Below are 21,485 nucleotides of genomic sequence, written 5' to 3'. Positions count from 1 at the left end.
GGGCGCATGTCTTGCGCCCGGCGTGACACAAGCGGCGGTCGGCGTCATGCTCGACCGCATGCTGTCTTCGTTCAGGAGAACTCCCCATGAATTCCTCGACCTACCCTGCCGCCCAGCACGTCATGGTGCTGTACACCGGTGGCACCATCGGCATGCAGGCCAGCGCCAATGGCCTGGCTCCGGCGTCCGGTTTCGAAGCGCGGATGCGCGATTACCTGCACAGCCAGCCTGAGCTGGTGGTACCGCAGTGGCGCTTTCGCGAGATGTCGCCGCTGATCGACAGCGCCAACATGACCCCGGCCTACTGGCAGCAACTGCGTGAAGCGGTGGTCGACGCCGTCGATGTGCAGGGCTGCGACAGTGTGCTGATCCTGCACGGCACCGACACCCTGGCCTACAGCGCCGCCGCCATGAGCTTCCAGCTGCTCGGCCTGCATGCTCGCGTGTGCTTCACCGGCTCGATGCTGCCGGCCGGCGTCACCGACAGCGACGCCTGGGAAAACCTCAGCGGCGCACTGGTCGCCCTCGGCCACGGTATCGCGCCGGGCGTGCATCTGTATTTCCACGGCGAACTGTTGGCCCCGACCCGTTGCGCAAAAGTGCGCAGCTTCGGTCGTCATCCATTCAAACGCCTGGAACGTCAGGGCGGTGGCGTGAAAGCCACCTCGCTGCCGGCCGCGCTGAACTACAACCAACCCAGGCAACTGGCCAAAGTTGCCGTATTGCCGCTGTTCCCGGGTATCGGCGCCGAGATCATCGACGGCCTGCTCGACAGCGGCATTCAGGGTCTGGTGCTGGAGTGCTACGGCAGCGGCACCGGGCCGAGCGACAATCCGGAGTTCCTCGCCAGCCTCGGCCGGGCGCGGGACAGCGGCGTGGTCGTGGTTGCGGTCACGCAATGCCATGAAGGCGGTGTGGAGCTGGATGTGTATGAAGCCGGCAGCCGCTTGCGCGGTGTTGGCGTGTTGTCCGGGGGCGGCATGACCCGCGAAGCAGCGTTCGGCAAGTTGAACGGATTGCTCGGTGCAGGCCTTGAGACAGCTGAAGTACGACGCCTGGTTGAACTCGATTTGTGTGGTGAGCTGGTCTGAGACCACGTCATCCCCAGTGGAAGCAGGCTTGCTCGCGAAAGCGGCATGTCAGATACATTGATGTCGTCTGACACAACGCATTCGCGAGCAAGCCCGCTCCCACAATTGACTCTTCGTCCGGCATATAACTTGCTGCGTTCCAGCTATCCCAAGGCTGGAAGATCCTATGCTTCACTCCCACCTCACCACCCTCAACGCCGTCGCCCTGGTGCTCAACACCTTCAGGGATCAAGGCCTGTCCAGCGAAGCACTGCTGGCCGGCAGCGGCATCAGCGCGGCGGATCTGAGCCGGGCCGACACTCGCATCACCACCAATCAGGAGATGCAGGTCTGCGCCAACGCCGTCGCGCTCAAGCATGACATCGGTCTGGAGCTGGGCCGGCGCATGCACGTTTCCTGCTACGGCATCCTCGGTTACGCGCTGCTGACCTGTGCCACCTTCGGTGACGCTTTGCGGCTGGCGATTCGTTATCCGGCGCTGCTGGGAACACTTTTCGAACTGAGCCTGGAAGATGACGGCGAGCGCATCTGGTTCGTTGCCGCCGATTACCGCGAGAGCCCGGCGATGGCTGTGTTCAATGCAGAGTTCTGTCTGGTGTCGCTGAAAGTCATCTGCGACGACCTGCTCGGCCATCCGCTGCCATTGCTGGCCGCGCGCTTCGAACACGCCGCGCCGGATTACCGCGACAGCTACGCCGATCACTTCAAGGCGCCCCTGCACTTCGGCGCCAAGGACAACGCCTTCGCCTTCGACCGGCGCTGGCTCGACCAGCCGCTGCCGCTGGCCGACATCATCACCCACCAGGCCATGGCCGAACGCTGCCGCAAGCAGAACACCGAGTTCACCGGCCGTCAGGCGTGGCTGGGGCGGATCCGCCAGTTGCTCAGCGCCCAACTCAATGCCGCACCGGGCCTGGAAGGTCTGGCGCAGCAGATGAACTGCTCGCCGCGCACCCTGCGCCGGCATCTGAAGGACATGGGTTGCAGCTATCAGGAACTGCTCGACGAACTGCGTTTCGAGCGGGCCAAGCAGATGCTTTGTGAGGACCAGTTGCCGATCTATCGCATCGCCGAAACCCTGGGTTTCAGCGAGACCGCCAGCTTCCGCCATGCGTTCGTGCGCTGGAGCGGCGTGGCGCCGAGTCAGTTCCGACCACACGGTTAAACCGTCGAGGGGCGATATCAGGTCAGTATTTTTGGCCATATCGATCCCCTTTTGGCCTCTCTGGCCGTTCTCCGATTCGCCCCGCGCCGCAACACTGGAGCCAACCGAATCAGCCCCTGCGGAGAACAACAAATGCTGACGATCTACTCTGACGATCACCACCTGCACCATGGCCGCTGCGAATTGATCGACGGGCAACTCAAGCCTTGCTTCGAGATGCCGTCGCGCGCCGACCACGTGCTGCAACGGGTAAAAAATCAAAACCTCGGCCCGGTCGAGGCGCCGAAGGATTTCGGCCTCGGGCCGATCGAGCGCATTCACAGCCGCGACTACCTCGACTTTTTCAAAGGCGCGTGGGCGCGCTGGACCGAATTCAACACCGACGGCGATTTGCTGCCTTACACCTGGCCGGCGCGCACCTTGCGTCAGGTCAAGCCGACCAGCCTGCACGGCCAGCTCGGTTATTACAGCTTCGACGGCGGCGCACCGATCACCGCCGGCACCTGGCAAGCGGCGTACAGCGCGGCGCAGGTGGCGCTGACCGCGCAAGCGGAAATCCAGCGTGGCGCCCGGGGTGCCTTCGCCCTGTGCCGTCCACCGGGACACCACGCTGCCGGTGATTTGATGGGCGGTTATTGCTACCTCAACAACGCCGCCATCGCGGCGCAGGCATTCCTCGATCAGGGCCACAAGAAAGTCGCGATCCTCGACGTCGACTACCACCACGGCAACGGCACCCAATCGATTTTCTACGAGCGCAGTGACGTGCTGTTCACCTCGATCCACGGCCACCCGGAAGCGGAATTCCCGTTCTTCCTCGGCTACGAAGACGAGCGCGGCGAAGGCGCCGGTGAAGGCTTCAACTTCAACTATCCGCTGCCGGCCGGCTCCGGCTGGGACGTCTGGAGCGCGGCGCTGGATCAGGCCTGCCAGGAGATCGACAACTACGGCGCCGACATCATCGTCGTGTCACTGGGTGTGGACACCTTCAAGGACGATCCGATCTCGCAGTTCAAACTCGACAGCCCGGACTACCTGGCCATGGGCAAGCGCATCGCGGCGCTCGGCAAACCGACGCTGTTCGTCATGGAAGGTGGCTACGCGGTGGAAGAAATCGGCATCAACGCGGTGAACGTGCTCGAAGGTTTCGAACAATGAGCAGACTCAAGCACTTCATCGCGCCGGCGTTGTGCGCGGCGCTGCTGAGCGGCGCCGCACACGCGGAAGAACGCACCCTGCGCGTCTACAACTGGTTCGACTACATCACCCCAAAGGCACTGGAAGATTTCAAGGCGCAGAACAGCCAGACCAGGCTGGTCTACGACATCTTCGACACCAACGAAGCGCTGGAAGCCAAGCTGCTGACCGGCAACTCCGGCTATGACGTGGTTGTGCCGTCCAACGTGTTCCTCGCCAAGCAGATCGAGGCCGGGGTGTTCCAGCCGCTGGATCGCAGCCAGTTGCCGAACTGGAACCACCTCGACCCGAAACTGATGAAGCTGATCGAGGCCAACGATCCGGGCAATAAGTTCGCCGTGCCGTACATGTACGGCACCATCCTGATCGGCTTCAACCCGGCCAAGGTCAAGGCCGCGCTGGGCGACAACGCGCCGGTGGACAGCTGGGACCTGATCTTCAAGGAAGAGAACATCAGCAAGCTCAAGCAGTGCGGCGTGGCCCTGCTCGATTCGCCGTCGGAGATCCTGCCGCTGGCCCTGCAGCACCTTGGCCTGGATCCCAACAGCAAGAACCCGGCGGACTACGCCAAGGCTGAAGCGCTGTTGATGAAAATTCGCCCGTACGTGACGTACTTCCATTCGTCCAAGTACATGGCCGATATCGCCAACGGCGATATCTGCGTCGCGGTCGGTTATTCGGGCAGCTTCTCGCAAGCGGCCAACCGTGCGAAGGAAGCGAAGAACGGCGTGGTGGTGGACATGCGCCTGCCGAAGGAAGGCGCGCCGATCTGGTTCGACATGCTCGCGATCCCGAAAGGCGCGAAGAACCCGCAGGACGCCTACACCTTCATCAACTACCTGCTGCAACCGCAGGTGATCGCGCCGGTCAGCGATTTTGTCGGTTATCCGAACCCGAACAAGGACGCCACCGAACTTGTCGACCCGGCGATTCGCAACAATCCGAATCTGTACCCGACCGATGCGGCGATGAATACGCTGTACACCCTGCAGCCATTACCGCGCGATGCGGAACGGGCACGCACGCGGGCGTGGACGAAGATCAAATCCGGCACCTGAGACCTGCTCATCCAACCCGGACCCGCCCCGGCGGGTCTTTGGGTAGCGACGCTGCGTCTTCACTCACCCCAGGCTTGCCGCAAACGGGCCAGGGCCGACTCGATCGCCGGCTCCGGCACCGCCGCAAAACCCAGCACCAGACCGGCGCGCTGATCGAGCGGCGTCGTCGAGTCCGGCAGCCAATATTTGCTCAAGCCATTGACTTCCACCTCTACCCTGGCGGCCTGTTCGATCAATTGCTGTTCACGGGCCACGCTGTCGACCGCCACGGTGAGATGCAGTCCGGCCGACACGGCTGGCAGTTCGCCGACACCCGCCAGCCCCTCGGGCCAGCCATTGAGAAGTACATTGCGCCGGCTCAGTGCGGCCCGACGCATCCGCCGGATGTGCCGCTGGAAGTGCCCGGCCGCCATGAATTCGGCCATCACCGCTTGAGTGCTCACTTCAGAATGCCGGACATCCACCGCCCGCCGCTGCGCAAACGCCTCCACCAGTGTCGGCGGCAACACCAGATACCCCAGGCGCAGCGCCGGGAACGCGACTTTGCCGAAGGTGCCGACGTATAGCACGCGCCCCTGGCGGTCGAGTGCTGCCAGCGGGGCCAAGGGTGCGCCGGTGTAGCGATACTCGCCGTCGTAGTCGTCCTCGACGATCCAGCCGCCAGTGCGCTCGGCCCAGGCCAGCAGTTCCAGACGTCGCGCCAGGCTCATCACCACCCCGGTCGGATATTGATGAGACGGTGTGACATAAGCCACCCGGCAATCTTCGGCGGCCGCCAGTGCCGCGCAGTCGATGCCCTCCTCATCCACCGCAATGCCGTGCAATCGACCGCCGGCCAGCGCGAACGCATGACCCGCTGCGCGATAACCGGGATTCTCGATGCCCACTCCGGCGCCAGGTTCCACCAACAACTGTGCACAAAGGCTGATTCCCTGTTGCGCGCCACTGGTGATCACAATTTGTTCAGCCGAACACTGCATGCCGCGTGAGCTGCGCAAATAAGCGGCGATCAGGCCGCGCAGGCGCGCATCGCCGGCCGGGTCGCCGTAACACAGTTGCTGCAAATCGGGTTTGCGCCAGAAAGCCGCGTTCAGCTTGGCCCAGACGTCGAACGGGAACAGATCAAACGCCGGAACACCGACCCGGAATGCTCGCGGCGGACCGCTTGGTGGCGTCGGTAAATGGTTCTGCTCAAGCCGCTGCAGCGCACCGCTGTGGATAACTTTGCTGGATAAATACCCAGTGGAATTGATCGAAATTGTGGATAAAGCTGTGGGTAAGCCTGTTGAAAACCCTGTGGATATTTTTGTGGATAATTTTTTCGCGGGCGCCACCGATTGCGGTAACTGCGCCACATAAGTGCCGTCCCCGACCCGGCCTTCAATGAAGCCCTCGGCATACAGCTGATCGTAGGCACGCACCACGCTGTTGCGGGAAATCCCCAGCGCTGCCGCCAGATCGCGACTGGCCGGCAGGCGCGTGCCGCTGGCCAGACGTCCGTCGAGCACCCGCAGGCGCAAGGCCTGATAGAGCTGACGGCTCAGGCCTTTGCGGCGGTCAAGCTCGATACCGGCAGGGTTGAACGGCAGCGACAGCGTGGTCGAATCGGGCATGACAATGGACCTATGAAATTGGTCATCAATGGCTCTTACAACAGGCCAATAGCCTGCCTACGATGCAGGCATTCGCCAAGGAAATTTTCTCCATGTACACGCCACGCGCCTTTGCCATCGACGACTTGTCCCAACTGCACGAACTGATCCTCGCCACCCGCCTTGCCATCCTGGTCACCCACGGCGAACAAGGCTTGCAGGCCAGTCATGTGCCGGTGTTGCTGCATCGCGAACAAGGTCCGAACGGCACGCTGTACGGGCATCTGGCCAAGGCCAATCCGCAGTGGAAAGACCTGCGCGACGGCGCCGAAGCGATGGTGATTTTTCCCGGTGCCGATGCCTACGTCAGCCCGGGCTTTTACCCGAGCAAGGCCGAGCACGGCAAAGTCGTGCCGACCTGGAACTACGTCGCCGTGCACGCCTACGGTCACGCCGAAACCTTCAGCGATGGCGGTCGGCTGCTGGACATCGTCAGCACCCTCACCGACCGCCATGAAGCGGGCCGCGCCCAGCCCTGGTCGGTCGACGATGCTCCGGCGGATTACATCGACGGCATGCTCAAGGCCATCGTCGGTTTCGCCATTCCGATCGACCGGCTCGAAGGCAAGCGCAAGCTCAGCCAGAACCGCAGCGCCGAAGATATCGCCGGCGTACGCGAAGGCCTGGCCGCCAGCCCCGACATCAACGATCAAACCCTCGCTCACTTGATGCGTTAAGGAAATCACCATGAGTCAGATCGAAATCCGCCCGGTCAGCGCCGCCGATCACGCGGCGTGGCTACCGCTGTGGCAGGCCTACCTGCGCTTCTACAACACGGAATTGCCGGACGCCGTCAGCCAAAGCACCTGGCAGCGATTTCTCGACCCGAACGAGCCGACCCACGCCGCCCTCGCCTGGGCCGACGGCAAAGCGGTGGGCATGGTGCATTTCATCTACCATCGTTCGAACTGGAGCATCGAAAACTCCTGCTACCTGCAAGACCTGCTGGTGGAGCCGCAAACCCGTGGCACCGGCGTCGGGCGCCTGCTGATCGAACACGTCTACGCCACGGCCAAGGCGGACGGTTGCTGCAAGGTGCACTGGCTGACCCACGAAACCAATGCCACGGCGATCCAGCTCTACGAGCGCATCGCCGAACGCCCGGGTTTCATCCAGTTTCGCAAAGCCATTTAAGGAGCCACGTGCATGACGATTTCTCTCGCTGACTGGAAAGGCGTGCCGCCGCCCTCCACCACCCTGATCGAAGGCCGCTTCATCCGCCTGGAAAAACTCGACCCGGCACGCCACGGCGACGACCTGTTCAATGCCCTGCAAGGCCCCGGCGCCGACCCGAAACTCTGGGACTATTTGCCCTACGGCCCGTTTCCGGAGCGCAGTGCCTTCAATGACTGGCTGAACAATCACGCGGCCCACAGCGATCCGTACTTCTTCAGCGTCATCGACCGCACCAGCGGCCAGGTGCAAGGCATCCTCAGCCTGATGTCGATCGTCCCGGCCCAGGGCCGCATCGAAATCGGCCATGTCACCTTCGGCGCGCCGATGCAGCGCTCGCCGAAAAGCACCGAGGCGGTCTACCTGCTGGCCAAAGAATCCTTCGCCCTCGGCTACCGCCGCCTCGAATGGAAATGCAACAACGGCAACGCCCGCTCCAAATACGCGGCCGAGCGTCTGGGCTTCAGCTTCGAAGGCGTGTTTCGCCAGCACATGGTGGTCAAGGGCCAGAACCGCGATACCGCGTGGTACTCGATTCTGGACTCGGAATGGCCGGCGATTGCGGAGGGTTTCGAACGCTGGTTGAGCGATGAGAATCAGACGGCGGATGGGCAGGTGAAGGGGTTGGTTGAGTGCCGCGGTTGAGCCAGTGAACGTAAAAGAGCGCAGCCTGCGGCATCTCATTCAAGCGATGTCCAAGGCTGCGATTTCGACTCTGCACCACCGTCGGATCTGCAATGAATTGCAGATGAACGTCCAAATCTGAGGCCTGAACTGCAAAAGAATGCACATAGGCCATACATCATTCTGTAAAAACCCTCCGCTATACAGAACGCCCTCGCTTATAACAAAAAGGACGTTCTCACCATGCCCTTCCCGCCCCAGCGCCTGTCGTTTGCCATTGCCCTGCTGATCGCCACCAGCGCCGCCCACGGCAAGACCGTGCAGATCGACACCGCCATCACTGCAGCGCAGACACTGGGCGGCAGCGACACGCTGACGATTTCCGCACCGGGCAGCATTACCAACAGCGGCAAGGCCGTGAGCCTCAAGGATGGTACCAGTGGGATCGGCGTGATCATCGACAACGCCGGCAAGATCATTTCTACCGGTGGCCGGGCCATCGACAGCAGCGGCGACCTGACCCAGGCGCGCATCTACACCCTCTATAACCGCAGCGGCGGGCAGATTCTCGGTTCCAACGACGCAATTCGCATCGACAGCAACTTCGTCAGCGGCAGCCTGTTGATCGACAACAGCGGCACCATTCGCTCGACCACCGGCCAGGGCCTGGATCTGGATGCGCTGCGCAGCGCCGGGGTGAAAACCACGATCATCAACCGCGCGGGCGGGCTGATTCGCGGTGACGCCAGCGACGGTATGAAGACCGGCGCCAATGCGACCATCAGCAACTACGGCGAAATTTCCACGGGTGACTCGCACAACGCCGATCAGAAGTTCGACGGCATCGATATCGACACCGCGACCGGCGTCAGCGTGACCAACTACGGCGTGATTTCGGGCGGCCGGCATGGCATCACCACTGACCTCGGAGCGACGCTGGTCAACTACGGGCAAATCACCGGGCGCAACGGCTCCGGTTTCGGTTCCGACGGCGACGGCACGGTGATCAACCACGGCACCATTACCGGCGCCTATTCCGGGTTGCAAGCCAATGGCGACGGTGACGGCGTGGACATCGACAAGATCGCCCACATCGAAAACTACGGCACCATTCAGGGCGTCGGCGCCGGTGGTGTGGACAAGGGTGGTTTTGCCAATGGCAGTGAAGGTATCGCGCTGGGCGGCGGTTACATTCTTAACGCCAAGGATGCGCTGATCAGCGGTGCCAACAGCGCCATTCTGGTAGACGACGGCAGCGGTGGTTCGGGGCTGGCAGCCACCTCGCTGGAAAACTACGGCACGATTCAGGGCCTCGACGGTTTCGGGGTGAAATTCGTCGGTGAGTTTGCCGACAACGTGATCAACGGCGGCACCATCAGCGGCAGCAACGGCCTGGCGCTGGACCTGGGCGGTGGCAATGACAGCCTGACCCTGCGCAACGGCAGCCGCTTTGTCGGCGTGGTCGATGGTGGCAGCGGTTACGACCGCGTAGTGATGGATGACGCAGCCGGCGGCAGCTTCGGTGCAAGCCGCAACTTTGAATGGCTGGAAGTCAAACAAGGTGCCTGGACACTGACCGGCAGCGGCGACTTCAGCGACGGCGGTGCCGTGCGCAACGGCGCCACACTGATCAACCAGGGCGGCATCGCCGGCGACCTGACCGTGGACGCCGGCGGTGTGTATGCCGGCGGTGGTTCAGTGGGCAGCCTCAACATGAATGGCACGTTGCGCACCGACACCCGCCTCGGCACCGCGACCGTCGTGCACGATTTGAACATGGGCAGCGCATCCACCCTCGCCTACGGCGTCAACGCCGATGGCAGCAGCGCGCCGGTCCAGGTCGGCGGTACGGCCAACCTCAACGGCGCAACGTTGGCGGTCAACCCCGGCAGCGGCACTTATCCGTGGCGGAGCCATTACACGGTGCTGCAGGCTGCGCGGGTCAACGGCACGTTCGGCGCGGTCACCAGCGACTACGCCTTCCTCACGCCGACGCTTGCCTACACGCCGACTCAGGTCGACCTGACCTATACCCGCAATGACGTAGCGTTCAATGAATTCGCCGTCACCGGCAACGGCAGCAACGCCGCCAACAGCCTGGCCACGATGGGCAAGAACAATGCGCTGTACAACGCCTTGCTCAACACCACCCAATCCAGTGCCGGCGCAGCCATCGAGCAACTGGCCGGCGCCAGCAACGCCAACCTGACCAGCGCCACCCTCGGTGCCAGCAGCCAGGTCGGCAGCAGCATGCTTTCGGCAATGCGGCAAATGGGCGGCAGTCCCGGTTTGATGGTCGGCCTCGATCAGCGCGACGCACCGATCCTCGCGGCCAACGGCGTACCGTCCGAAGCGCGAAACCTGAATGATCCGAACGCCCGTGGCCGGCTCTGGCTGCAGGCCATCGGCGGCTACGGCAAGCTGGATGGCGAACACGGCAGCAGCGGCCTGGAACAACGTACCAAGGGCAGCGTGCTCGGCGCCGACTGGGCACTGAATCCGCAATGGCGCCTGGGTGTGCTCGGTGGCTATTCGAAGACCGATCTGGATGCCACCGGCGTCGACGGCAATGTCGAGAGCTGGCACGCCGGTGTTTATGCGCTGCATCAAAACGGTCCGCTGGCCCTGCGCCTGGGCGCGGCTTACAGCGGTCATCAGGGCGAAAGCAAGCGCACGATCGCGTTCAACGGTTTCAGCGATCGCCCCAAAGGCGATTACGACGCCGACAGCCAGCAAGCCTTCGCCGAACTCGGCTACGCCATGGGCAGCGGACGGCTCAGCGCCGAACCGTTCGCCAGCCTCGGCTACCAGCGCTATCACCGCGACCGCTATCAGGAAAAGGGCAGCGCGGCGGCCTTGCAGGTCGACAGCCAGACCCAGGACAACTTCAGCAGCACCTTCGGCCTGCGCCTGGCGCACCTCGGCTCGCTGGACAATGGCATGAGCCTGACCCCGCGAATGGCCGCCGGCTGGAAGCACACCTACGGCGATGTCAGCAGCTCGACTCGTCAGGCGTTCGTTGTTGGCGGCACTGCGTTCAACGTCGATGGGAGCTCGCTGGATCGTGACAGCCTCGTACTCGAAGCAGGACTGGATCTTGGTATTTCCGCGCGGCATACGCTGGGGCTGGGATACAGCGGCGAGATTGGCAGCAACAGTCGCAATCACGGGTTGATCGGGCAGTGGCAGATGAGTTTCTGAGATTTCGCCAATCCGGATTTCAGCGGGTGTTGTAGGTAAAGGCGTCTGGGCGATCGGGTAATCATGGCGGGTTCATTACCCGCCAGCGCCCGAACTACAAAAGCAGACGTCATCGCCTGCACACGGTTCGGAATTGCCCGGCATCGGCGCACCGGCATCGACTTTTACAGTTTGACCTCATTTCACCTGAGGCAAACGGAATGCCCATTCAATACAAATACAAGCTCCAACACCTTGTCCTGGCGGTTGCCCTGGCAATCGGTTGCGTAGAATTTTCTCTGGCAGAGCAGTCGGAGCCCGATGCGCCCGTCGTGGACGAAGTGAAACCCAAGCCTGCGCGCAAGAAGAAAGAAAAACCTGCTCCGCCGAGTCTCGCTCCAGAGCCACTGCTTGCAGAAAGTATCGCGTCGACGCCAGAAACATTTCCGGTCAGCACTGAGATTCCAGCGGCCCCCCTTCCTGCACCCGATGACATTCCCTCCGAGAAAGTCGCCACGACGCAAAGCGGCAGCGCACTCAAAGAAAGCTTGGAAAAACCAGCGCCCTTACCGGAATCGGTTCTGGCCGAAACGTCCGCAACTCAACAAACCCAAGTGGTAGACCAGCCGCCGTCAACGGATTCCCCTCTACCTCCGGGGAACGCAGCCATCGAAGCCCTGCTCGCTGCCGACGAAACTACGGCCGCTCTCGCCTACGATCAATTGTCCGGCGGCAGCAACGCCAACCTCGCCAAGGCCACATTGAGCAGCGTCACACCGGTCAGCGCCAGCCTGCTGTCGGCCATGCTTCAGCTCGACGACCAGCATGACAACCAGCCAAGCGCACCCCGCCACGCGGCCGGAAACGCCGAGAGTGGCAGGGTCTGGCTGCAGGCCCTCGGCCACAGCGGCAAACTGGATCGCGATGTGGAGCCCATGCAGCACTCCACCAAAGGACTGCTGCTCGGTGCGGACTGGCGCCTCAATGAAGAATGGCACCTGGGCTTGATGGGCGGCACCTCCGACACACGTATTGATAGCAAGGAACTGGACGGCGATCTCGACAGTTGGCACCTCGGTGCCTACGCCATGCGCCAGACCGGTCCGTTGGCACTTCGGCTCGGCGCAGCCTGGAGCAACCATGAAGGCAGTACCCGCCGCGAAGTCGCGTTCGGTCGCTTCCATGACCGACTGAAAGGCAACTACCACGCCAGCACCCAGCAAGCGTTCATCGAGTCGGGATACAACCTGGGGCGGGCCAACGTCAGCATCGAACCCTTTGTCGGTATCGGCTATCAACGCTACCAGCGTGACGGCTACACCGAGAAAGGCGGGGCGGCGGCGCTCAGGGTGGATGATCAATCCCAAGGCAACTTCAACACCACCGTCGGCCTGCGCATGGCGAACGTCAGCACACTGGATAACGGCATGCGCCTCACCCCGCGATTCAGCGTTGCCTTGAAACATGTCTCTGGCGAAATCTACACCAGCACCCGCCAACGTCTGGCCAAGGGCGGTCATGACTACACCGTTTACGGCGCCGAACTGGATCGAAACAGCCTGAAACTCGACACCGGGCTGGATCTGGCAATCTCGAACAACCACACATTGGGTGTCGGTCTGGCCGGAGAAATCGGCTCGGATAGCCTCAACCACGGCGTATCGGGGCAGTGGCGGATGGCGTTCTGAGCCCAGACGGGTTGCTGCCGCACGTTGCGGCAGCGCCTTGAAAGCAAAAAAAAGGGGAGCACATGCCCCCCCGAGGTTTAAAGCGTTGTATCGAGGCCGTTATTTCAGCCTTCGATCTCGATCAGGATTTCGCCCGGGTTGACCCGGTCGCCCTTGGCAACGTGGATGGCGGTGACCTTGCCGGCAATCGCGGCCTGGACTTCGGTCTCCATCTTCATCGCTTCGGTGATCAGTACAGCCTGGCCGGCCTTGACGGTGTCGCCTTCCTTGACCAGTACATCGACGATGTTGCCCGGCATGGTGGTGCTGACGTGCCCCGGAGCTGAAGCCTGCTTACGCTTGCTGCTGCCGCCGCCGACGAATTCGTTGAGCGGTTCGAACACCACTTCTTCCGGCATGCCGTCGATGGACAGGTAGAAGTGACGCTTGCCTTCAGCCTTGACGCCGACACCGGTGATGTCCACGCGGTAGGTTTCGCCGTGAACGTCGATGACGAACTCGGTCGGTACGCCTTCGCCGCCGGCCGAAGCCACCTTGCCCGCTTCCGGGATCGGCAGCAGCACTTCCGGGGTGAGAGTGCCGGCGGCACGTTCTTCGAGGAACTTGCGGCCGATGTCCGGGAACATGGCGAAGGTCAGCACGTCTTCTTCGGACTTGGCCAGTGCGCCGATATCGGCACGCAGCTTGGCCATTTCCGGCTTGAGCAGATCGGCCGGACGTACGTCGATCACCTCTTCGCTGCCGATGGCCTGACGACGAAGTTTTTCGTTCACGGTGCCCGGCGCCTTGCCGTAGCCGCCTTGCAGGTAAAGCTTCACTTCGTTGGTGATGGTCTTGTAACGCTCGCCGGCCAGCACGTTGAAGAACGCCTGGGTGCCAACGATCTGCGAAGTTGGGGTCACCAGCGGCGGGAAACCGAGGTCTTCACGTACTCGCGGAATCTCCGCCAGCACTTCACCCATGCGGTTCAGAGCGCCCTGCTCCTTCAACTGGTTGGCCAGGTTGGAAATCATCCCGCCCGGCACCTGGTTGACTTGAACACGGGTGTCGACGGCGGTGAATTCGCTTTCGAACTGGTGGTACTTCTTGCGCACCGCGTAGAAGTACAGGCCGATTTCCTGCAACAGCTCCAGGTTCAGACCGGTATCGAACTCGGTGCCTTTGAGCGCAGCAACCATCGATTCGGTGCCCGGGTGACTGGTGCCCGAAGCGAAACTGGAGATCGCGGTGTCGATGTGGTCGGCACCGTTTTCGATCGCCTTGAGCTGGCACATGGCTGCCAGGCCAGCGGTGTCGTGAGAATGGATGAACACTGGCAGCGACTGCTCGGCTTTCAGTGCACGCACCAGCTCACCGGTGGCGTATGGGGTCAACAGACCGGCCATGTCCTTGATCGCCACCGAGTCGCAACCCATGGCTTCCATTTGCTTGGCCTGGGCGACGAACGCGTCGATGGTGTGCACCGGGCTGGTGGTGTAGGCGATGGTGCCCTGGGCGTGTTTGCCGGCAGCCTTCACCGCTTCGATCGCCACGCGCAGGTTACGCACATCGTTCATCGCGTCGAAGATGCGGAACACGTCGATGCCGTTGACCGCGGCCTTGGCGACGAACGCCTTGACCACGTCATCGCTGTAGTGGCGGTAGCCCAGCAGGTTCTGGCCGCGCAGGAGCATTTGCAGACGGGTGTTGGGCAGCGCGGCGCGCAGTTGGCGCAGACGCTCCCACGGGTCTTCTTTCAGGAAACGCACGCAGGCGTCGAAGGTCGCGCCGCCCCAGCATTCCAGTGACCAGTAGCCGACTTTGTCGAGCTTGTCGCAGATCGGCAGCATGTCTTCGGTGCGCATGCGGGTGGCGAGCAGCGATTGGTGAGCGTCGCGCAGGATGGTATCGGTGACAAAGATCTTCTTGCTCATTCTTGTATTCCTCACAGGCCTGCGTGGGCGGCGATGGCGGCGGCGATGGCCAGGGCCAGCTCTTCGGGTTTGCGCTTGATCGAGTAGTTGGTCAGTTCAGGGTGGCTTTCAACGAAGCTGGTATTGAACTGGCCGCTACGGAATTCCGGGTTGCGCAGGATTTCCTGGTAGTACGCGGCGGTGGTCTTCACGCCTTGCAGACGCATGTCGTCGAGCGCGCGCAAACCACGGTCCATCGCCTCTTCCCAGGTCAGCGCCCAGACCACCAGTTTCAGGCACATCGAGTCGTAGAACGGCGGAATGGTGTAGCCGGTGTAGATCGCCGTGTCGGTACGCACGCCTGGTCCGCCGGGGGCGTAGTAGCGCGTGATCTTGCCGAAGCTCGGCAGGAAGTTGTTCTTCGGGTCTTCGGCGTTGATCCGGAATTGCAGGGCAAAACCGCGATGCTGAATGTCCTCCTGCTTCACCGACAGCGGCAGCCCGGAGGCGATGCGGATCTGTTCGCGGACGATGTCGATCCCGGTGATTTCTTCGGTGATGGTGTGCTCTACCTGCACCCGGGTGTTCATCTCCATGAAGTACACCTCGCCCTCGGCGAGCAAAAACTCCACGGTGCCGGCGTTCTCGTAACCCACGGCCTTGGCCGCACGCACCGACAGGTCGCCGATATAGGCGCGCTGTTCCGGGGTCAGCTGCGGGCTCGGGGCGATTTCGATCAGCTTCTGGTTGCGGCGCTGGATCGAGCAGTCGCGTTCGAACAGATGCACCACGTTGCCGAAGCTGTCGCCGAGGATCTGCGCTTCGATGTGCTTGGGATTGACGATACATTTTTCCAGGAACACTTCCGCCGAACCGAAGGCCTTGGTGGCTTCGGAAATGACGCGAGGGAAGTTCTGTTCGAGTTCTTCGCGGCTGTTGCAGCGACGGATACCGCGACCGCCACCACCGGAAGTGGCCTTGAGCATCACCGGGTAACCGATGCGGTCGCCCTCGCTCAATGCTTCCTCGATGCCCGAGACGTTGCCTTCGGTGCCCGGCGTGACCGGTACGCCGGCCTTGATCATGCTGCGGCGCGCTTCGGTCTTGTCGCCCATGCGGCGGATGACTTCCGCCGATGGGCCAATGAATTTGATACCGCGTTCGGCGCAAATGTCTGCCAGCTCGGCGTTTTCCGAGAGAAAACCGTAGCCAGGGTGCAGTGCATCACAGCCGGTTTCCACGGCCAGGTTCACCAGCTTGCGCGGGTTCAGGTAACCGGCCAGCGGCTCGGCACCAATGCTGTGGGCCTCGTCCGCACGCTTGACATGCAAGGCATGCCGGTCGGCGTCGGAATAGATCGCGACCGAGCGGATGCCCATCTCGGCGCAGGCACGCACGATTCGTACGGCAATCTCACCACGGTTGGCGATCAGGATCTTTGTTATCACTTGGAGGTTCCCTTGAGCCGGTGGCACCACGACCTGCTAGACCCAGGTCGGCACGTGACCAAATGTTTCAATCTGGTCTCGGCTCCACACTAGCGCCGCCAAGGGATTAACAAAAATGAATAAAAATTGGGTCAGGCATAAGTAAAGACTTATAGTCAGCGCATCAGCCAATGGCCAGAGTCGGTAGAAAATGCGTAAGTCCTTGATGCGTATGACATTGCGTCAATTGCAGATCTTCAACGAAGTGTGTGATTTGCGCTCCTACAGCCGCGCAGCCGAGGAAATGTCGCTCACACAACCGGCCGTCAGCCTACAGATTCGTCAGCTCGAAGAGCTGATCGGCCAGCCATTATTCGATTACGTCGGCAAAAAACTCTACATGACCGAAGCGGCCGAAGCACTTCAGCGCGCCAGCCGGGACATTTTCGGCCGCCTGGAAAACCTCGACATGCAGCTGTCGGACATGCAGGGCTCACTGCAGGGCCAGTTGAAGCTAGCGGTGGAGTCCAGCGCCAAATACTTCGTGCCGCACCTGTTCGCGGCATTCAAGCGCCAGCATCCCGAAGTAAACCTGCAACTGACGGTGGTCAACCGTGGCCAGGTCATCCGCCGGCTCTCCGACAACCGCGACGATCTGGTGATCATGTCGATGGTGCCACAGGACATGGGCCTGGAGTTCCTGCCGTTCCTCAACAATCCGATCGTCGCCGTGGCGCGTCCGGATCATCCGCTGGCACACATGGGCCCGCTGCGCTTGCAGGATCTCGAACCGTATACCTTGCTGATCCGCGAACCCGGCTCGGGCACGCGGCTGGCCTGCGAGGAGTATTTCAAAGAGAAGCGCGTGCACTTCACCCAGACCCAGGAAGTGGCGTCGGCCGAAGCCCAGCGTGAATGCGTGGTGGCGGGTCTGGGCTTGGCGCTGTTGACACGCCACGCCCTGAACCTGGAGCTGGCGACCGGCGGCCTGGTCGAGCTGCCGGTCGAAGAGTTGCCGCTGTTTCGCAGTTGGTGCCTGGTGCAAGCCAAAGCCAAACGGCTGTCACCGGTGGCGCACGCCTTCCTGGCGTTTATCCGCAGCGAACGGGTGCAGATCAGCGCGCTGGTTGAGCGCTTCGACGGGAAGCTGCCGGCGCGGCCTGCCAGTAGTTGAGTTCAATGTCCTCGGGAAAATCGCTGATTTCGCTCTGAAGCTGGCGAAGTTCGAAGCGATCTTCGATGGCGCGGCGAAATTCCATTCGGCGCTGGTCTTCCTGCTGACGACGGGTTTTCGCGGCGCTGTTACGTTCTTCGTAGGGCTGAGCCATTTCGAGTCTCCCAAGGCGAGTACGGGAGTTTCACGATAGGCGCGGGGGATGACGATTTGGCTGCGTCGGGGTTACAGGCAGATGAAGATTGCCGTCACCCCAAGACAATCAGTCGTCCAGCGCTTTCACCGATTTTGGCGACAGCCGCAAGCTGCGCAGGCTGCGCTTGACGCTCTTGAGATGGTTGACCAGGCTCGGCCCGCGCGCCATGGCCACACCCATCGCGAGCACGTCGATCACCACGAGGTGGGCGATGCGCGAGGTCAGCGGCGTATAGATTTCGGTGTCTTCATGAACATCGATCGCCAGGTTGACGGTCGACAGTTCGGCCAGCGGAGTCTGACTCGGGCACAACGTGATCAGCGACGCACCGCTCTCGCGAACGAGGTTGGCGGTAATCAGCAGGTCTTTGGAGCGGCCGGACTGGGAAATGCAGATCGCCACATCGGTGGGCTTCAGCGTCACCGCCGACATCGCCTGCATGTGCGGATCGGAATACGCCGCAGCGGTCAGTAGCAGACGGAAAAACTTGTGCTGCGCATCCGCCGCCACCGCGCCCGACGCACCAAAACCATAGAACTCGACGCGCTGGGCCTGGGACATCAGCGTCACCGCCCGTTGCAGCTCCAGAGGGTCGAGCTTCTCGCGAACCTCCATCAGCGTGTGCAAGGTGGTGTCGAAGATTTTCAGGCTGTAGTCGGCGACGGAGTCGTCTTCATGGATCGCGAACTGACCGAAGCTGGCGCCGGCCGCGAGGCTTTGCGCGAGCTTGAGTTTCAGATCCTGGAAACCGGAGCAACCGATGGCCCGGCAGAAGCGCACGATGGTCGGCTCGCTGATGCCGACGCTGTGGGCCAGGTCGGCCATGGAACTGTGCATCACTGCCGCAGGGTCAAGCAGCACGTGGTCGGCGACCTTGAGCTCCGACTTGCGTAACAGGTGACGTGACTGGGCGATGTGTTGCAGCAGATTCAAGGGGCTGGACTCTTGTTATGGAAAGATGTGCTTTGGCCAGATGCCAGGGATGTAGCAAGCTTGTAGTTATACTACATGAATCGGCTTTTTGCCTGCTCATTGCGTAACTGGATCCCCCCGGATCAGGCGACATGCGCTGCATGTAGCCCTTTACAGCGGTTTTTCCTGCTCATGCAACAACGCGGCAAGACTGACTGCCTCCACCGGACGGCTGATCAGATAGCCCTGCACTTCGTCGCAGCCTTCAGCTTTCAGAAACGCCAGTTGCTCGGAACGCTCGACACCTTCAGCGACAACTTTCAGTGACAACCCGTGAGCCATCGCAATGATCGCCCGGGTGATCGCCGCATCCTCGCTGCCCTCGCCCAACCCGCGAATAAAGGCCTGATCGATCTTCACGTAGTCCACCGGAATCCGTTTCAGATAACTCAGCGATGAATAGCCGGTGCCGAAATCATCGATCGCCAGTTTCACCCCCAGATCCCGTAGTTGCTGGAACGTGGCGATGATGTGTTCGACGCTGTCGAGCAGCTGGCTTTCGGTCAGTTCCAGTTCGAGGTAGTGCGGTGCCAGACCGGTTTCTTCCAGCACCTGGCGCACCAGGCTGACCAGTTTGCCCTGACGCAGTTGATGCACCGACAGATTCACCGAAACCCGGATCGGCGTAAGCCCCTGGCGTTGCCATTCGCACGCCTGCCAACAGGCCTGGCGCAGCACGAACTCACCGATCGGCCCGATCAGCCCCGTCTCTTCGGCCAGACCGATGAAGTCCCCCGGCGGCACCCGGCCCATGGTCGGGTGATCCCAACGCACCAGCGCTTCTGCCGCGTTGAGACGGCCGGTCGCCAGGCACAGTTTCGGTTGATAGAAGACATTGAGCTGCTTGTCCTCGATGGCTTTGCGCAGCTGGTTTTCCAGTTGCAGGCGTTCCAGCGTACTGGCCTGCAGGCTGTCGGTGTAGAACTGGAAGTTGTTGCCGCCCAGGTGCTTGGCATGTTGCATGGCCATGTTCGACTGGCTGACCAGCGCAGAAATCTCCCGGGCGTTGTCCGGCAGCATGCTGATGCCCATCGAGGCGCTGACCACCAGCTCATGCCCTTCCACGGTCAACGGCAGGCGCAGCTTGCTCGACAGTCGCGTGGCGACCCGCGCCAGGCTCGACAGGTTGCCGTAGGCGTCGAACAGTACCGCGAACTCATCGCCGGACAGCCGGGCAATGGTGTCGGCCTCCGGCAGCGCGTTGACCAGACGCCGAGACATCTTTTGCAGCAACTGGTCGGCGATCTCGTGGCCGAGGCTGTCGTTGAGCAGCTTGAAGCGATCCAGATTGATGTGCAGCAGCGCCAGACTCCGGCGCCCGCCCTGCCGCACGCGCTGATGAGCTTCGTGCAGGCGTTCGCGGAACAGCGAGCGATTGGCAAGGCCAGTGAGCTCGTCGTAGTGGGTCAGGTAGCGCATGCGCTCTTCGGATTCGCGGCGCGCCGACAGATCGGCGAAGAAACCGACGATATGGCTCACATTTCCCCGATTGTCGCGCACGGCATTCAGTTGCAGCCACTGCGGATACAGCTCGCCGTTCTTGCGGGTTTCCACCAGTTCGCCTTGCCAACTTCCGTGCTGCTCCAACGCGTGACGGATCGCGACGTAGTGCCGACGGGCGTCGCGACTGCAAGGCAATTCGACGACGTTGCGCCCGAGCATGTCGTCGATTTCATAGCCGGTGACCCGACTGAAGGCCTGATTGATGGCGATCAGCGAATAATTCGGGTCAAGGATCACGATGCCTTCGCTGGCCGCTTCGAACACCGTCGCCGCCAATTGCTGCTGGGCTTCCAGGCTTTTGCTGACGCTGATGTCGCGACGGGTGCCGACCATGCGGATGACCCGCCCGTTCTCGTCGCGCTCCACTGCACGCCCACGGTCTTCGATCCAGACCCAGTGGCCGTCGCCATGGCGCACGCGGTACTCGATCTGATAGTCCTCGGTGCGCCCCTTCAAGTGCTCGATCAACGCGCGCTTGAGCGGCGGCACATCTTCCGGGTGCAGCCTTGGCCGCAGATGCCTGAGCAGTCCGGTGACGTATTCCGGATCAATACCGAACAGTTCCTGAATCTGCGTGTGGTGAACTTCGTCGGTCTGCAGGTTCCAGTCCCACAGCCCCAGCTCACTGGCCTTCAATGCCAAAGCCAGACGCGCCTCGCTTTTGCTCAGGGCCTGGTTGGCGACGTCCAGTTCCCGGCTGCGCTGGGCGACCCGGTCTTCCAGCTCGACCTGGGCTTCGCGCAGTTTGCCCTCGGCGCAGCGCCGGTGCTCGATTTCCTTCGCCAGCTCCTGATTGAGCTGTTCGCTGCGGGCTTGCGCTTGTTGCAGGTGTTCGATCAGGTGCTGGTTCTGGAAGCGCCGCAGCAAACCGCGATCAATCAGCCGATTGACCTGCCACGCCACCACGCTCAGGGAGCCCAGCAGGATCAGTCCGAGCCAGCCCCAGCCCCGCGCCTGCTCGTCGCCGCCCCAGAACAGATAACCGATGGCCGGCAGCAGGCACGGCAAGGTAAAGGAGAGAAAGGCCGGAATGCTCACGGCGTAAGCCACGCTGGCCGACAGGGTCGCGGCGCCGATCAGGCCGAACACCCAGGCCTGCTGCATGAAATTGTCGGCGGGGACCAGGGCGATGCCGGCGCCGGCCAGGGTCAGGCCGGTCATGGTCGAGCCGAGCAGGAACATCCGCCCCCAGATCGGCTGGGCCTGGCGATCGGGAATCGCCGAATCGAACGCGGCGACCTGAATCACCCGCAACGCTACCAGCGACAACAGCCACACCAGCCAGACGCTGACCACAAAATACCGCTGCGGGCTCCAGAGCAGACCGGCGCAGACCAGACCATTGATCAACATGAACAGGGTAGGCAACAGCGAACCCTGATAAAGAAGGCGTGTGCGCTCGACCGCCATCTGGGTGGCGTAAAGCTTGCGGATTACCCGGGGTTCCACAGAGGGGCCCGACAGGTCGAAGCTGAGGGTCATAGGCAACGTTC

The 21,485-nt window shown here is 62.1% G+C and carries 16 protein-coding genes; 10 read left to right on the top strand and 6 right to left on the bottom strand.

Going from position 1 to position 21,485, the window contains the following annotated elements; translation table 11 throughout:
• Positions 1-86: 86 nt before the first annotated feature.
• From QLG12_RS22180 to QLG12_RS22165, 4 genes are all read left to right on the top strand, one after another.
• The gene (locus QLG12_RS22180) at positions 87-1,091 is read left to right on the top strand and encodes an asparaginase (protein WP_282475238.1); all 1,005 of its coding nucleotides are present in this window, start codon (positions 87-89) and stop codon (positions 1,089-1,091) included.
• A 166-nt stretch (positions 1,092-1,257) separates the two neighbouring features.
• Positions 1,258-2,256 carry an AraC family transcriptional regulator gene (locus QLG12_RS22175; protein WP_282475237.1) on the top strand — a complete coding sequence of 333 codons (999 nt, stop codon included), beginning with the start codon at positions 1,258-1,260 and terminating at the stop codon, positions 2,254-2,256.
• 132 nt (positions 2,257-2,388) lie between these two features.
• Positions 2,389-3,414, top strand: coding sequence for a histone deacetylase family protein (locus tag QLG12_RS22170; RefSeq protein ID WP_007954279.1), 1,026 nt, complete (start codon positions 2,389-2,391; stop codon positions 3,412-3,414).
• A complete protein-coding gene (locus tag QLG12_RS22165) occupies positions 3,411-4,511 on the top strand; it encodes a polyamine ABC transporter substrate-binding protein (RefSeq protein WP_221534011.1) in 1,101 nt (366 codons plus the stop codon). Before QLG12_RS22170 ends, QLG12_RS22165 begins: the two co-directional genes overlap by 4 nt.
• Before the next feature lie 59 nt (positions 4,512-4,570).
• Here QLG12_RS22165 and QLG12_RS22160 read toward each other — a convergent pair whose 3' ends face one another.
• Positions 4,571-6,124: a PLP-dependent aminotransferase family protein gene (locus QLG12_RS22160; protein ID WP_282475236.1), complete on the bottom strand. Its 1,554-nt coding sequence runs from the start codon at positions 6,122-6,124 to the stop codon at positions 4,571-4,573.
• Between the two features lie 92 nt (positions 6,125-6,216).
• Here QLG12_RS22160 and QLG12_RS22155 point away from each other — a divergent pair, with 92 nt between their 5' ends.
• From QLG12_RS22155 to QLG12_RS22135, 5 genes are all read left to right on the top strand, one after another.
• Positions 6,217-6,840: an FMN-binding negative transcriptional regulator gene (locus QLG12_RS22155; protein ID WP_197868919.1), complete on the top strand. Its 624-nt coding sequence runs from the start codon at positions 6,217-6,219 to the stop codon at positions 6,838-6,840.
• A gap of 10 nt (positions 6,841-6,850) precedes the next feature.
• Positions 6,851-7,297 carry a GNAT family N-acetyltransferase gene (locus QLG12_RS22150; RefSeq protein ID WP_197868920.1) on the top strand — a complete coding sequence of 149 codons (447 nt, stop codon included), beginning with the start codon at positions 6,851-6,853 and terminating at the stop codon, positions 7,295-7,297.
• 12 nt (positions 7,298-7,309) lie between these two features.
• On the top strand, positions 7,310-7,981 hold the full coding sequence (locus tag QLG12_RS22145; protein WP_282475235.1) for a GNAT family protein: 672 nt from the start codon (positions 7,310-7,312) through the stop codon (positions 7,979-7,981).
• 222 nt (positions 7,982-8,203) lie between these two features.
• Positions 8,204-11,161 carry an autotransporter domain-containing protein gene (locus tag QLG12_RS22140; protein ID WP_282475234.1) on the top strand — a complete coding sequence of 986 codons (2,958 nt, stop codon included), beginning with the start codon at positions 8,204-8,206 and terminating at the stop codon, positions 11,159-11,161.
• A gap of 593 nt (positions 11,162-11,754) precedes the next feature.
• Positions 11,755-12,828 carry an autotransporter outer membrane beta-barrel domain-containing protein gene (locus tag QLG12_RS22135; RefSeq protein WP_349017018.1) on the top strand — a complete coding sequence of 358 codons (1,074 nt, stop codon included), beginning with the start codon at positions 11,755-11,757 and terminating at the stop codon, positions 12,826-12,828.
• A gap of 104 nt (positions 12,829-12,932) precedes the next feature.
• Here QLG12_RS22135 and oadA read toward each other — a convergent pair whose 3' ends face one another.
• Positions 12,933-14,741 (bottom strand): sodium-extruding oxaloacetate decarboxylase subunit alpha, encoded by a 1,809-nt coding sequence (oadA, locus tag QLG12_RS22130; RefSeq protein WP_039765069.1) that lies wholly within the window; start codon positions 14,739-14,741, stop codon positions 12,933-12,935.
• 11 nt (positions 14,742-14,752) lie between these two features.
• On the bottom strand, positions 14,753-16,168 hold the full coding sequence (locus QLG12_RS22125) for an acetyl-CoA carboxylase biotin carboxylase subunit (RefSeq protein ID WP_007954255.1): 1,416 nt from the start codon (positions 16,166-16,168) through the stop codon (positions 14,753-14,755).
• Positions 16,169-16,358: 190 nt separating this feature from the next.
• On the opposite strand from QLG12_RS22125, the gene QLG12_RS22120 reads away from it, so the two are divergent.
• Positions 16,359-17,321 carry a LysR family transcriptional regulator gene (locus tag QLG12_RS22120; protein ID WP_085653927.1) on the top strand — a complete coding sequence of 321 codons (963 nt, stop codon included), beginning with the start codon at positions 16,359-16,361 and terminating at the stop codon, positions 17,319-17,321.
• Here the strand turns inward: QLG12_RS22120 and QLG12_RS22115 are convergent.
• From QLG12_RS22115 to QLG12_RS22105, 3 genes are all read right to left on the bottom strand, one after another.
• Positions 17,263-17,475: a hypothetical protein gene (locus QLG12_RS22115; RefSeq protein ID WP_007962241.1), complete on the bottom strand. Its 213-nt coding sequence runs from the start codon at positions 17,473-17,475 to the stop codon at positions 17,263-17,265. The two genes, QLG12_RS22120 and QLG12_RS22115, sit on opposite strands and share 59 nt — an antisense overlap.
• A gap of 108 nt (positions 17,476-17,583) precedes the next feature.
• Positions 17,584-18,450 (bottom strand): transcriptional regulator HexR, encoded by an 867-nt coding sequence (gene hexR, locus QLG12_RS22110; protein WP_007954250.1) that lies wholly within the window; start codon positions 18,448-18,450, stop codon positions 17,584-17,586.
• Positions 18,451-18,600: 150 nt separating this feature from the next.
• The gene (locus QLG12_RS22105; RefSeq protein WP_282475233.1) at positions 18,601-21,474 is read right to left on the bottom strand and encodes an EAL domain-containing protein; all 2,874 of its coding nucleotides are present in this window, start codon (positions 21,472-21,474) and stop codon (positions 18,601-18,603) included.
• Positions 21,475-21,485: the final 11 nt, after the last annotated feature.

The organism is Pseudomonas sp. V88_4 (assembly GCF_029967985.1).
GTDB lineage: Bacteria > Pseudomonadota > Gammaproteobacteria > Pseudomonadales > Pseudomonadaceae > Aquipseudomonas > Aquipseudomonas glycinae.
The sequence above is the reverse complement of the archived record's forward strand: the minus strand, read 5'-3'. Positions and strand labels throughout refer to the sequence as shown.

Excerpts from the sequence above, each read along its gene's own strand:
- QLG12_RS22150 (WP_197868920.1), top strand. The coding sequence starts at position 6,851 with ATGAGTCAGATCGAAATCCGCCCGGTCAGCGCCGCCGATCACGCGGCG.
- QLG12_RS22160 (WP_282475236.1), bottom strand. The coding sequence starts at position 6,124 with ATGCCCGATTCGACCACGCTGTCGCTGCCGTTCAACCCTGCCGGTATC.
- QLG12_RS22105 (WP_282475233.1), bottom strand. The coding sequence starts at position 21,474 with ATGACCCTCAGCTTCGACCTGTCGGGCCCCTCTGTGGAACCCCGGGTA.
- oadA (WP_039765069.1), bottom strand. The coding sequence starts at position 14,741 with ATGAGCAAGAAGATCTTTGTCACCGATACCATCCTGCGCGACGCTCAC.
- QLG12_RS22175 (WP_282475237.1), top strand. The coding sequence starts at position 1,258 with ATGCTTCACTCCCACCTCACCACCCTCAACGCCGTCGCCCTGGTGCTC.
- QLG12_RS22170 (WP_007954279.1), top strand. The coding sequence starts at position 2,389 with ATGCTGACGATCTACTCTGACGATCACCACCTGCACCATGGCCGCTGC.
- QLG12_RS22115 (WP_007962241.1), bottom strand. The coding sequence starts at position 17,475 with ATGGCTCAGCCCTACGAAGAACGTAACAGCGCCGCGAAAACCCGTCGT.
- QLG12_RS22120 (WP_085653927.1), top strand. The coding sequence starts at position 16,359 with ATGCGTAAGTCCTTGATGCGTATGACATTGCGTCAATTGCAGATCTTC.
- QLG12_RS22155 (WP_197868919.1), top strand. The coding sequence starts at position 6,217 with ATGTACACGCCACGCGCCTTTGCCATCGACGACTTGTCCCAACTGCAC.
- QLG12_RS22140 (WP_282475234.1), top strand. The coding sequence starts at position 8,204 with ATGCCCTTCCCGCCCCAGCGCCTGTCGTTTGCCATTGCCCTGCTGATC.
- QLG12_RS22145 (WP_282475235.1), top strand. The coding sequence starts at position 7,310 with ATGACGATTTCTCTCGCTGACTGGAAAGGCGTGCCGCCGCCCTCCACC.
- QLG12_RS22165 (WP_221534011.1), top strand. The coding sequence starts at position 3,411 with ATGAGCAGACTCAAGCACTTCATCGCGCCGGCGTTGTGCGCGGCGCTG.
- QLG12_RS22180 (WP_282475238.1), top strand. The coding sequence starts at position 87 with ATGAATTCCTCGACCTACCCTGCCGCCCAGCACGTCATGGTGCTGTAC.